The following is a 13042-nucleotide window of genomic DNA, read 5'->3' as shown; positions in this document are numbered from 1 at the left end:
TAAAAAAAATGGCATAATTGGTAGGAGTGCTTATGCGTGGTACGCGCTTTTTCGGACGAGTATACGCGTGCCACACAAGTCTTTGCTCTAATAATTCAAAATACTCAAATCCCAAGCTTTCTTAATATCATATCTTAGGCTACCATTTTCAACAGTAAGTGGGCCATCTATATTATTATGATATAATCCGCCAGTACCTAAGCCTTGCGGAAGAGGATTTTTGTATTCGGCAGTAAATTGTGCAATGGCGTTTAATCCTATATTCGATTCAAGGGCAGAAGTAATCCACCAGCCAATCTGTAGTCTGGTAGCAATTTCAATCCATTCCCGGCAATGTTGCAAACCACCCAATAGGGTAGGTTTCAATATAATATATTGAGGTTTTATCTTTTTGAGCAACTGCATTTTCTGCACATAATCGCTCACGCCAATCAGTTCTTCATCTAAAGCAATCGGTACAGGACTTTTTTCACTCAGACTAGCCATTGCCTCAGTCTGGTAAGCTTTAATCGGTTGCTCTATACTATGGAGTTGATAAGTGCTTAAAGCAGCTAATTTTTGTCCGGCTTCTTCTACAGCAAATGCCCCATTGGCATCTACGCGTAAACTGATTTGCTCAGGCGAAAATCTTTCTCTGATAGATGCCAGAATACTCAACTCATCCTGAAAATTAATAGCACCTATTTTAAGTTTCAGGGTATTGAATCCTGCTTCCAGTTTTTCTTCTACCTGATTCACCATAAATTCTTTACTCCCCATCCATACTAGACCATTAATAGGAATGGTCTTTCGGCCATCAATAAAATCATTTTCAAAGATGATTCTTTTACCTCCATTCATTACATCGAGCAGAGCGGTTTCAAAGCCGAATTTTACAGAGGGAAAAGCATCATCAATTAATTGCGAGAGAATAATATTGAGATTCCACGGAAAAACCTCCAAATCAAGACTGTTGAAAGTATCGCATACGTTATTCAATACCTGTTCGAAATCAGGTACATAATCAATACTCAAACCAGCCAGGGGGGCAATTTCACCCAATCCGAAAACCGTGGGATTCGCGGTATCAGATATGTGTAAAATAAAAGTTTCTTTCTCGGTATAAACACCACGAGACGTCCCCGCTTCAAATTTGAACTTCAATAAGTGTTTAAACCATTTAGCTTTCAGCCCCATCGAAAAAATGCGTAAGTTTGCAAAAGTACAGAAAGTTTTATTTTTTATGTCACAGATAACCCAGTTTGTATTGTTTTATACCGAAAAAGTATAAAAAAATTGATGTAATGGTATTGATCTGCATACTCTCATAAAATTTCCGATGTTCTTTATTTTACGTATAGTCTTATTTCCTATTACAATTTTGTTGACCTGTGTGGTCTACATAAGAAACTGGCTGTACGATAATGGCATACTCAAAAGTACTCAACCCGATGTGTTTACAATTAATGTAGGAAATCTGAATCTGGGTGGCACAGGAAAAACCCCTCATGTAGAATACCTGGTTAATTTATTGAGCAATCAATACAAGACCAGTATCTTGAGCCGGGGATATAAGCGCCAGACCAAAGGTTTTGTATTGGCAGATAATACCGTCAACGCCAAAACCATAGGCGACGAACCTATGCAATACTATCTGAAATTCAAGGATAAAATAAAGGTAATAGTGTGCGAAAACAGGGTACAAGGAGTAAACCAGATTCAGGCTACTTTCCCGGATAATGAATTAGTTATTCTGGATGATGCTTTTCAACACCGCAAAATCGCCCCACATCTTAATCTGCTCTTATGTGATTATAATCGACCTTTTTACAAAGATTATTTGGTACCGGTTGGCAAGCTGAGAGATATTCGCCGAAGTGCCAACAGAGCCCATGTAGTGATTGTGACCAAATGCCCGGAGGAAGTTTCTGCTCAAATAAAAGAAGAAATGAAGACGAGTATAAGCCAGTATACTTTCGCAAATACCCCTGTTTTCTTTTCTCGAATTCACTATAATGCAATTGCATCTTATGTAGGTGATAAGGCTTTTATCTCTGAAAACCCTGCAACTGTTGTAACTGCCATTGCCAAGCCAGAGGTATTTCAGCAGTATTTACAGAAGAAAGGATATAAGATTGAGAAGGCAAGAGATTACCCGGATCATTTCGCTTTTTCAAGAAAAGAAATCGATGCGTTGCTTGATACTCAAAACCCCGCACAGCAAATCATCACGACCGAGAAAGACATGGTAAAAATAAAGCCCTTGCTGATTGAGCAAGAGCTTGAAAAATTCTTTTATATTCCGATTGACGTCATTATCTCTGATAAAAATGATTTTGATAAATTCATTCTATCAAACGCTGCCAGAGCTATTTCAAAAAGTATCTGAAGCCGATGCCTACTGATGGATTCAGACTTATATTAGTACTCATTGTATAGCTACTCAGGTCGCCAGACTTAGTGTAAACCGAGGTTATATTAACCAGTGAGGTTACTCCTTCGATAGCCCATTTATCATTCAATAAATAGATAACACCCGGCCCTGCGTTTAAATCAAGTATCGCACCCTTTAAGAGATCATCAGAATCGGCAGTAAGCGAGGTAGTAGTAAACAAATATCCTACTTCCCCACCATATCGGATAGACGCCCCGAATTTTTCGTTAAACATCTTGTAATTGCTTAAATAAAAACCCGCCGAAATAGTGTGTACTGAAGCTTTCAGAAGTTCTGAGCTAAACGATGCTTTAGATCCGGTAGTATTAATAGAATACCCTAACGATACAGTAAAAGCGGTATTATCTTTTGTGAAACTCGTAAAAGAGGGGGTAATACCAATCATAAATACGTTATTTTGAACCACACTTTTTACTTTCGATTCCGTTATATTGAATTTTAAATCGCCGCCTATAAAACGCGTGCCTTTAGGAATTACCTGTCCGAAAGTTGTGATAGAAATAAATAGAAAGAGAGAGATACACAGCTTTTTTTTCATGAGGAATAGATTTGTTTTGTTGTGGAAAAATAAAACTATGATAAAGATAGAGATTGATTGGGAGGGATAAAAATTAAAAAACTAAAATGGTTATTTTCGGGCATTAATATATGTTAAATCAGTTGGCTGACGTTTAAATGAATCTATCCCGATGATTACGCGTATATTTGCATCATGCTTCAATCGTATTCAGTAAAATATGCCAATCTTATCAAAGCCAAAGCACAAGAGTTGGGTTTTGATTTTTGTGGTATATCTAAGGCTGAATTTCTGGAAGAAGAAGCACCACGACTGGAAGCATGGCTCAACAAAAACTATCATGGCAAAATGGCCTATATGGCCAATTATTTCGATAAGCGCCTCGACCCTCGCCAATTAGTAGAAGGTGCCAAGTCAGTCATTACACTCATACTGAATTATTATCCCGAAAAAACGTTGCCTCAGGAATCTGATGACTTGAAATTATCCAAATATGCTTACGGTAAGGACTATCATTTCGTGATGAAAGACAAGCTAAAGGATTTGATGGAAATGATTTCGGAAGAAATAGGAGAGGTAAACGGCAGAGTTTTCGTCGATTCAGCTCCGGTCATGGATAAGGCCTGGGCGAAGAAAAGCGGAGTAGGCTGGGTTGGCAAACATACCAATCTGATTAACCGTGAGATAGGTAGTTTTTTCTTCATTGGTGAAATCATCTGTGATTTGGAATTACAGCCCGATGGCGCGATAAAAGATTATTGCGGCACCTGCACCCGTTGTATCGATGCCTGCCCCACAGATGCCATTGTAGAGCCTTATGTAGTGGATGGTAGCAAATGTATCAGCTACTATACTATCGAGCTGAAAGAAGCAATTCCAGAAGAAGTAAAAGGTAAATTGGATAACTGGATTTTTGGCTGTGATATTTGCCAGGATGTCTGCCCCTGGAATTCCTTTGCCCGTCCGCATACTACCCCGGAGTTCAATCTGAATCCTCAGTTAGCTGAATTTACTAAGAAAGATTGGGAGGAAATTACTGAGGAATTATTTCAGGAAATTTTTCGTCGTTCGGCAGTGAAGAGAACAAAACTGGAGGGATTGCGGCGGAATATTGGGTTTGTAGCAGATGTATAACGATTTTTCAAATCGTTTGTGTGGTCGATTGTTAATTTAGTAGAATTTTACCGCACAATTATATTTGCTGAACGACGATTTGAAAAATCGTCATACACAAGAAAATCACTTTTTAAAATCCCTTATATCAACAATATTCTTACAAAAAGCATACTCACTTGGCTGATTAGAACAGATAATCAACAGACGGTCCTGCGTATGTTCTTCAACTTGACTTAGATACCATTGTGATGCCTGTGCATCAAGGTTAGAAGTGGGCTCGTCTAGCATAATTATGGGGCAATCAGAATAAAAGGCTAAGCCAAGTTTCAGACGCTGTTTCATGCCTGATGAAAAATTCTTGACCGGCTTGTTTTTATGAGGAGCCAACTGTATAAGTTCGAGCAGTTGGGCAGGGGAGATTTGATTTTTAAATGGCTTGAATTTCTGATGAAATTCCACCATTTCGAGCAATGTAAATTCTTCTATCAGTTCAAGATATGGGGCAGCAATGACAATTTGTTTGTAAACATCATCAATGCTTACAGACTGGCTACCCGTAGTATAAGTGATTTCTCCTTCTGATTGAGGTAAGATGCCCGAAATAACTTGTAAAAGAGTGGATTTCCCGCTGCCATTCGGTCCTACGAAAGTATAACTTTCTTTGGCAGAGAAAGATAGATTGGCATAGCGAAAAATCCATTCGTTCCGGTATTTCTTACCGATATTATCCAGATTAATAGTCACTTTCAGAACCTTTTTTTGCAGGACTTTTAATAATTCCTCTTTCAGAATTAGAGATAAAATTCAGAATTTCATCACGCTCCGGCGAAGCCTGAAACTCTAACTCTACCTGCGTGATGGCATCACTATTATTTAATCCTTTCAGATAGATATAACGGTAAATATCCTGTATCTCGGCAATTTTCTCATCAGAGTGTCCTCTGCGTCTTAATCCTACCGAGTTGATACCTGCATAAGAAAGTGGCTCGCGGGCAGCTTTGATATAAGGCGGTACATCTTTACGGATTTGTGAACATCCTCCGATATAAGTGTGTTTGCCTATCTTCACAAATTGTTGCACAGCCGACATACCACCGATATTAGCATAGTCGCCTACTGAGATATGACCTGCTAATTGTACACAGTTTGCCAGAATTACATTATTTCCTACCAGACAATCGTGGGCAATGTGGGTATAAGCCATAATCAGGCAGTTAGAGCCGATTTCGGTGCGGTATTTATCTACTGTTCCGCGGTTAACGGTCACACATTCTCTGATAGTCGTATTATCTCCAATGATGGTTTTTGTATCTTCACCTTTGAACTTCAAGTCTTGTGGAACAGCCGAAATAACTGCTCCCGGAAAAATACGGCAGTTTTTACCGATTCGGGCGCCCTCCATGATAATTGCATGAGAGCCTATCCAAGTTCCTTCACCAATTTCTACATCCTTGTTTATCACAGCAAAGGGCTCAACTACTACGTTATGAGCTATTTTGGCATCTGGATGTATGAATGCTAATGGTTGATTCATAATTGTTTGATTTTGCTTATTAGTGGGAGTTAAACCTACACTCAAACGATTAGTAGTTTTAACTGGTGGTTGTGCTTATTTAGCTTTTTTTACTAATCGGGCGGTCATATTTACGTCACATACAAGGTTTTTGCCCACCCATGCATCTCCGTGCATTTTAGCTACACCTAATTTCATAGGAGCAATCAGTGAGCATCTGATTATCAATGTATCACCCGGTAATACATTTCTATAGAACCGACAGTTATCTATACTCACCAGATATGGCCAGTAAGCTTCAGGGTTTCCGGTAGAAGTCAGAACCAACACACCGCCATTTTGTGCTATCGCTTCAATTTGCAGCACACCAGGCATTACAGGATTATCAGGGAAGTGTCCTGTGAATTGTGGTTCGTTCATCGTAATATTTTTAATACCAATCACAGTTTGTCCGTCCAGATATACAATCTTGTCTAATAAAGCAAACGGATAACGATGCGGCAGTAATTTGGCTATATCGTTCACATTCAGCACAGGAGGCGTATTCGGATCATATTGAGGTGCCCCCTTTGCTGAATCAACCATTTGTTTTTTGATTTTCTTGGCCAATTCAATATTAGGCTTGTGACCCGGGCGAGCTGCCAGAATATGGGCTTTCAACGGACGACCCACCAACGCAAGGTCTCCCATTACGTCTAATAGTTTGTGGCGGGCAGGTTCGTTCGGGAAGCGCAAAGGCGCATCATTCAGAATACCTGTTTTGCCAACACTGATTTTTGGTTTATTCAGTAATTTAGATAAATCTTCCACTTCTTCTTCCGAAACTTCCTTATCTACAATTACCACCGCATTGCCGATATCTCCACCTTTAATCAACCCAGCTTTGAAAAGTGCTTCCAGTTCGTGTAAGAACACAAAAGTGCGGCAAGGAGCGATTTCTTCTTTAAATAACTCAATGGCATGTAACTGTGCATGCTGGCTATGTAGAATAGACGAGTTATAATCAACCATCGCTGTCAGGCGATAATCATTTAGTGGTAAAGCTGCCAGTTCAATGCTGCGTTCATCGTTGCGGTAATGAATGGCCTCTGTTACCTCATAATAATTGCGTAAAGATGCTTGTTCTTCAAAACCTGCTTCTTCTATTAATTCAACAAACTTGATAGCACTACCATCTAAAATCGGAATTTCAGGGCCATCAAGCTGTATCAAGACGTTATCAATCTGAAGACCAACCAAAGCTGCTAAAACGTGCTCAGTAGTATGTACTCTTGCTCCATCTTTCTCTAACACAGTACCTCGTGAGGTATCTACTACATAATCTACATCGGCTTCAATAATAGGCTTGTTTTCTAAGTCGATTCTTTGAAACTTATAACCATGGTTGATAGGAGCAGGTAGTATAGTTAGCGTTACGTTTTCGCCTGTATGCAAGCCTACGCCTGTAATTGAAATTTTCTTTTTTACGGTTTGTTGTTTAATGTTCATTGGCAAGTTTTATATTTTGCGGTGCTATGCTTCAGAGAATAACCCCTCATTAACCAGTTCTTCAAGACGTTTTTCTAATTCACGCACTTGCTTGTCTAATTGAGGAAGTTTTCTGAAAACAGCGGTTGCCCGCAGATAGTCGTTTAACTCGAAGGCGTATGTGCCTGTTATAGAAGTATTTTCTTTTTTTACACTTTTAAGAACACCGGCTTGTGCACCAATTTTGGTACCATTTGCAACAAAAATATGGCCGCCAAAACCTACTTGCCCAGCAATTACACAGTTTTCGCCGATAATGGTTGAACCCGCTATTCCGGTTTGTGCTGCCATTACGGTGTTTTTCCCGATTTCTACATTATGGGCAACCTGCACCAGGTTATCAATCTTCACACCCTGACGGATAATTGTCGAGCCCATAGTGGCACAATCAATAGTAGTATTGGCGCCTATACTAACATTATCTTCTATTAAAACATTACCTAATTGCGGGATAGTTTTATAGGTACCGTCTTCCTGCGGAGCAAAACCAAATCCATCACTGCCAATCACTGCTCCTGCATGAAACACACAATTATTTCCGATTACTGTATTACTATATATTTTTACACCTGCATAGATAAGCGTATTATCACCGATGGTTACATTATCTCCTATATATGCCTGTGGGTAAATCTTTACGTTTTTGCCTATTTTAGTGTTGTTCCCGATATAAGAAAAAGCACCTTGATAAGCGCCCTCTCCAACCTCTGTTCCTTGTCCGACAAACACTGGTTGTTCGACTCCTTTCTTAGAAAAATTCAAAATCTTCTGGTACTCTTCAAGTAGTTGCGTAAACGAAAGATAAGGATTATCTACTACAATTAACGTAGAAGAAATGTCTTTTTTAGGAACAAAATCTTTGCCAACGATGACAGCCGAAGCCTTGGTAGTGTAGATGAAGTTTTCGTATTTCTGATTGGCGAGGAATGAAATATCGCCTGTATTTCCCTCTTCAATTTTTGCTAACTTACTGACTGTCAGGGAGTCATCTCCTCGGACTTCGCCATTTAATAAGTGAGCTATTTGCTTTACCGTAAATTGCATAAGATACTTCAGCGTGTTTAAATTTTGCTTGTTTAAATACTATAACGCTTTATTTATATTTGATTCGACAAAATAATTTTTGTCGAAAATATTCTTGAAATAGTACAAAATTAATTCACAACATAGCAAAATCAATGCAAATATACATTTTTGCCCCAACATACATAGTATTTTTTCACGATGTTGCTCAATGCCTTGATGGTCGGTAAATCAGAAGCATCAGCAATATCTACTACATCTTTGTTTTTGGTGCAAATGTAGATGGTCTCATCACCTCTCACATAACCTTTATTACTTACGCTGTCTTCGGTGATAAAATAGTCTAACTGATTTTCGGGGATGCCTTTGTCAATGAGTGCTTGCTTTAATGAACTAATGAGTGTGTCTTCTATCGGTTTATTGGCTATTTTGATTTTGAACAGGTTTCTGTTCAGTAAGTCCTGGCAAATAGTTGATAAAATTTTGTCGGAATGAAATTGCCAGTTTTTTACACAAGCCCATATATCGTAATCGTCTAATAGTGTAAACGATTGCAAATACCTATCATTGTTTTTAAAGGCTTCTAAACTAACGTTTTCTTTCAAAAAGACCATAAATGCCGGATTCGCAAATAATTCTTCTCCTTTGTTAATCAACTCTCTGGCACGTTTAATGATTTGCATCAGCATGGTTTCGGCACAGATTGCTGTTTTATGTAAATACACCTGCCAGTACATCAGACGGCGGGCATTCAGAAAATTTTCAACACTTAATACACCTTTTTCTTCTACTACCAACTGGTTACCCACCACATTCAACATCTTAATGATTCTATCTACGCCAATTGTACCCTCTGCCACGCCGGTAAAAAAACGGTCTCTGTTCAGATAATCCATTCTGTCCATATCCAACTGGCTCGAAATCAGCTGATGGAAAAAATCCCGGTGATAAGTACCATTGAACATTTCAATAGCCAGTGAGAGCTTTCCGTCAAAATCACGGTTGAGCTTTTCCATCAATAATTCTGATATATGCTCGTGGTGCACTTCGTCCAGAATGGTGTATTCTAATACATGAGAAAACGGCCCGTGGCCAATATCATGTAGCAAAATTGCTATTTGTGCCGCTTCCAATTCGCTTTCAGAAATATGCTGTCCTTTCGATTGCAATACTGTAATAGCTTCCTGCATCAGGTGCATCGCACCCATCGCATGTTGGAAACGTGTATGCAAAGCGCCGGGATAAACAAGCTCGGCAACACCTAATTGCTTTATACGACGTAAACGCTGGAAAAAAGGATGCTCGATGAGATCATAAATTAAATCAGAATGTATTGTTACGAATCCATAAACCGGGTCATTAAATATCTTGCGTTTATTGGTCGTCATCGCTGGGCTACCTGTAACGTTACTGGCAAACGTCATACTTGAATTTTTGTGAAATTTATTAATAAAAAATTAATCACTTCTGCACAAACAACATAAACTAGACGTATTTGGTTGTGAAAAGGCTGAAAATACGGATGAAATTTTAAAATTAGTTGAGCAAAAGACTATTTAACAAGAGGAAAGCATATGGGTGTAGAGAAGTTTCAGAAGTAATAACGCTGAAAACACTTGGTTATCAGTGCTGTTGTGTAAGCATCTGACTGCCAGATAAGAATATTACGAAGCAGCGTACCGCCCGAAAAATATACACCTCCATCCCAGTAGCACATGCCATCTTTTCTATGTGCTTTCGTTAATAGAAAATCAAACGCCTTTCTGATATTTTCATCGGGGATAGGCATGCCTTTATCTTTTAAATCAAGCATGGCGTGTAATGCGTACGCTGTTGACTGGATAATATCTTTTTTATTCACCCAGGGTTTGCTTTCAAAGCTACCATCGGGTTGTTGCGTTTCAATCAGGTGCTTCGCTATTTTTTGTGCAGTTTCACGTAAATCATTAACCCCATTCCGATAAGCCTTTGCTGCGGCATAGTCTATATTGTAGCTGTTTGGATAATAGACTGCCGCTGTGCTCCAGAGGTTTTTTCTTGTACTATGTTCAATTACTTTAACAGCGCCTGCTTTGCCTGTACTTTTATTGACCTGATTAGTTAGAGATAAATAATTTAAGACATTACTATTCACTACTACATCTACATCATTGGCTCCGAAAGGAATCCAGGGTTCATAGGCCACAGGATAGGCTGAACTATTGGGTGTAAATATTAATAGTAATGAAAAGTAAGTGGTAATGGGGTTCCAGTGATTGTATTCATACTCCTGATGATGCCAAGTCAGATAAGCTCCTGACCGTCGGGGCGTAGGCAGCATGAAATTATACCAGTTGCGATTTTTACGCTTTTTGTCCAGATATTCATCAAAACCTGCATAAGAAAGTGCCTTTAATGAATCATTAAAAACCCGGTTATGATAATAAGTAGCTGTATTGCCTAAGGCCGTGTCGTCAGCATCCTCAGGCACATTGGCCGTTTTATTAATAAACCTTGAACTAAGCGGATAATTGGTCGGACGTCTTACCAGTAAATGCGGGTCTTTGCCAAACATGCGATGATTTCGAAGCGGGGGTAACAATTTCCAGAAATTGTAGCGTTTATCTACTTCATACGTCTGAATCTCACGGTATGCTTTTGCTAAAACCGGTTTCAACTCTCGCAGGGTAGTATCGTGCAGATATATCTCTGACAGAAAATTGTGAATGGCTGAAATATTGAAGCAATTGGAGTCTCTGACTTTCCTTTTTTTACCAATAAATATATAAGTCTCTACCAGATTCATATACACGGGCCACTCGCCCGCATATTGCTTACCCACAATAGTAGAATCGCACTGAGTTTTAATCAGAAAATTGATTGATTCTTTGAACACCTCTTGAGGAGTTGGGTTCTGAGCAGATATTTCGAAAGAAAGAGCAAGAATAAAAAATGAGATAACAAATTTTCTGCTGTTAAACAAAAGGTATGTGGCGTTTGTAATAGGCATTTTTGTGCATATCGGAAATAGGATGGCATTTTAAGAAAAAAATCGGAGAATGAATAGTGTCTAACGATTTTTTAAATCATTCGGTGTTTTAAATAGTTACAATGTATATCGTTAGGATTTTTTTGCTAAAGCTAACTAGATGATAAGATTCAATTGCCCCGTATTTCAATAGTAAAAAGAAAAAAACTACACTAATTACCTTTATCCAAATTTTACTCTAAGGTGAATTAACAAATGAACCACATATTAAAATGACTAAAATCATCGTTTCAATTCAGTAAATTTTGTAGATTTGCATTTATTAATTGTGTTTTTTTTAGTTCGTTTTGTACACTACCCATGTTAAAAAAATCGCTCCTCTTTTTGAGTATCGCTGTTATTGGCATATCTTTCAATGCCTGTAAACCCAAAAGCGATGCTAAAGCCTATAATGCTAAAGCCGCCGACCCTGAGCTTTATCATCAATCAGTTGAATTGCTGACCGAGGTTATCATTCATGATATTTTTAAACCCCCTGTAGCTAGTCGCATCTATGCCTACTCTACGTTGGCAGGCTATGAAGCCATGGTGCCTGGGTTTCCGGAATATGAATCTTTAGGTGGAAAACTGAAAGGATTTACCAAAAGTCCTGAACCTGAAAAAGGTAAAGAATATTGTTTTCCATTAGCTAGTACAAAGGCATTCCTGAAAGTAGCCCGTACGCTTACATTCTCAGGCAATTTCTTCGACGACTACGAAAAAACTTTCTTCAAAAAATACGAAGACATGGGTGTACCCGAGGACGTAATGGAGCGCTCAATGGCCTATGGCGATAGCGTTGCTGCCCACATTATGCGTTATTCGGGTAAAGATAAATATAAACAAACCCGTGGTATTCGCTTTACAGTAACCAATTTGCCGGGTACATGGGTACCAACCCCACCGGCTTATGCCGATGCCTGCGAACCAGAATGGAATAAGATTCGCACCTTTGCGTTAGATTCAGCAGGTCAATTTCCGGCACCGCCACCACCCATGTATAACCACGATAAAAAAAGTGCTTTCTGGAAAGAAGCCAACGAAGTATATGAATTGGGTAAAAACCTGACAGAAGAACAAAAAAACACGGCATGGTTCTGGGATGATAACCCGTTTGTAATGAATGTGATGGGACACGTGATGTTTGCCAATAAAAAAATGACGCCTAACGGCCATTGGGAGGCTATTCATATGACGGTTTGTCGTAAAACGAAAGCTTCATTTGAAAAAAGTGTAGAGGGTTACATATTAAACTCAATAGCCTTATTAGATGGATTTATCAGTTGCTGGAGAGAAAAATATCGTAGCGTTAAAGTTCGACCTGAAACGGTTATCAATGCCGAAGTTGACCCTAAGTGGCAACCATTCCTGCAAACACCTCCTTTTCCGGAATATACCAGCGGGCATAGTACTATTTCAGCGGCAGCTGCCGAAGTTCTAAGTTATATTCACGGCGATAACGTTGCTTTTACTGATTCTACCGAATACAAACACGGGCATGGCGTAAAATCATTCAGCTCATTCAGAGAAGCGGCTTTAAATGCCAGTATCAGTCGTTTATATGGCGGTATTCACTACCGTTCAGGTTGTGACGAAGGAAATAGATGCGGTGTAAAAATAGGGCAAGAGGTCTTAAGAGTAGCCCAGACGCGAAAGAAGAACGCAGTAGCAGTTAATAAATAAAATGAAAATGCCTCGCCAGTCGGCGGGGCATTTTCATTTGTAGAGACGTAACGGTTCGCCGTTGCGATGCAATACGTCTCCGAGGGCACATCCTAATTTAGAAATTTTTATTGAGAAGTGGTTTTAAAATCAAATATAGATTTTTGTTATCCACAGACTATTGGAGACGTATTGCATCGCAACGGCGAACCGTTACATATCTACGAAAAACACACATCCCCC

Annotated in this window: 11 protein-coding genes; 3 read left to right on the top strand and 8 right to left on the bottom strand. The window is 39.1% G+C overall.

Going from position 1 to position 13042, the window contains the following annotated elements; genetic code table 11:
* Positions 1 to 87 precede the first annotated feature (87 nt).
* The gene (gene menC, locus D0T08_RS04365) at positions 88 to 1176 is read right to left on the bottom strand and encodes an o-succinylbenzoate synthase (RefSeq protein ID WP_116981346.1); all 1089 of its coding nucleotides are present in this window, start codon (positions 1174 to 1176) and stop codon (positions 88 to 90) included.
* A 142-nt stretch (positions 1177 to 1318) separates the two neighbouring features.
* Between menC and lpxK the strand changes: the two genes are divergently transcribed.
* Positions 1319 to 2368 (top strand): tetraacyldisaccharide 4'-kinase, encoded by a 1050-nt coding sequence (gene lpxK / locus D0T08_RS04360; RefSeq protein ID WP_116981345.1) that lies wholly within the window; start codon positions 1319 to 1321, stop codon positions 2366 to 2368.
* On the opposite strand, the gene D0T08_RS04355 is transcribed toward lpxK, so the two are convergent.
* Positions 2349 to 2972: a hypothetical protein gene (locus tag D0T08_RS04355; protein ID WP_116981344.1), complete on the bottom strand. Its 624-nt coding sequence runs from the start codon at positions 2970 to 2972 to the stop codon at positions 2349 to 2351. The two genes, lpxK and D0T08_RS04355, sit on opposite strands and share 20 nt — an antisense overlap.
* Positions 2973 to 3146: 174 nt before the next feature.
* Between D0T08_RS04355 and queG the strand changes: the two genes are divergently transcribed.
* Positions 3147 to 4085 carry a tRNA epoxyqueuosine(34) reductase QueG gene (queG, locus tag D0T08_RS04350; protein ID WP_116981343.1) on the top strand — a complete coding sequence of 313 codons (939 nt, stop codon included), beginning with the start codon at positions 3147 to 3149 and terminating at the stop codon, positions 4083 to 4085.
* A 105-nt stretch (positions 4086 to 4190) separates the two neighbouring features.
* Here the strand turns inward: queG and D0T08_RS04345 are convergent, their stop codons facing one another.
* The 6 genes from D0T08_RS04345 to D0T08_RS04320 all read right to left on the bottom strand — a co-directional run bounded on the left by D0T08_RS04345 (position 4191) and on the right by D0T08_RS04320 (position 11119).
* On the bottom strand, positions 4191 to 4811 hold the full coding sequence (locus D0T08_RS04345; RefSeq protein ID WP_116981342.1) for an ABC transporter ATP-binding protein: 621 nt from the start codon (positions 4809 to 4811) through the stop codon (positions 4191 to 4193).
* A complete protein-coding gene (gene lpxA / locus D0T08_RS04340; protein ID WP_116981341.1) occupies positions 4801 to 5601 on the bottom strand; it encodes an acyl-ACP--UDP-N-acetylglucosamine O-acyltransferase in 801 nt (266 codons plus the stop codon). Before lpxA ends, D0T08_RS04345 begins: the two co-directional genes overlap by 11 nt.
* Before the next feature lie 75 nt (positions 5602 to 5676).
* A complete protein-coding gene (locus tag D0T08_RS04335; RefSeq protein WP_116981340.1) occupies positions 5677 to 7068 on the bottom strand; it encodes a bifunctional UDP-3-O-[3-hydroxymyristoyl] N-acetylglucosamine deacetylase/3-hydroxyacyl-ACP dehydratase in 1392 nt (463 codons plus the stop codon).
* Positions 7069 to 7092: 24 nt separating this feature from the next.
* Positions 7093 to 8151 (bottom strand): UDP-3-O-(3-hydroxymyristoyl)glucosamine N-acyltransferase, encoded by a 1059-nt coding sequence (gene lpxD, locus D0T08_RS04330; RefSeq protein ID WP_116981339.1) that lies wholly within the window; start codon positions 8149 to 8151, stop codon positions 7093 to 7095.
* A gap of 131 nt (positions 8152 to 8282) precedes the next feature.
* Positions 8283 to 9554 carry an HD domain-containing protein gene (locus D0T08_RS04325; RefSeq protein WP_229238893.1) on the bottom strand — a complete coding sequence of 424 codons (1272 nt, stop codon included), beginning with the start codon at positions 9552 to 9554 and terminating at the stop codon, positions 8283 to 8285.
* A 167-nt stretch (positions 9555 to 9721) separates the two neighbouring features.
* Positions 9722 to 11119, bottom strand: coding sequence for a hypothetical protein (locus D0T08_RS04320; RefSeq protein ID WP_116981338.1), 1398 nt, complete (start codon positions 11117 to 11119; stop codon positions 9722 to 9724).
* A 339-nt stretch (positions 11120 to 11458) separates the two neighbouring features.
* Between D0T08_RS04320 and D0T08_RS04315 the strand changes: the two genes are divergently transcribed.
* A complete protein-coding gene (locus D0T08_RS04315) occupies positions 11459 to 12820 on the top strand; it encodes a vanadium-dependent haloperoxidase (RefSeq protein ID WP_116981337.1) in 1362 nt (453 codons plus the stop codon).
* Positions 12821 to 13042 lie beyond the last annotated feature (222 nt).

It is taken from the genome of Emticicia sp. C21 (assembly GCF_003418935.1).
Lineage (GTDB): Bacteria > Bacteroidota > Bacteroidia > Cytophagales > Spirosomataceae > Emticicia.
Note: the sequence above shows the minus strand (reverse complement) of the source record. Positions and strands in the feature narration are given on the sequence as shown.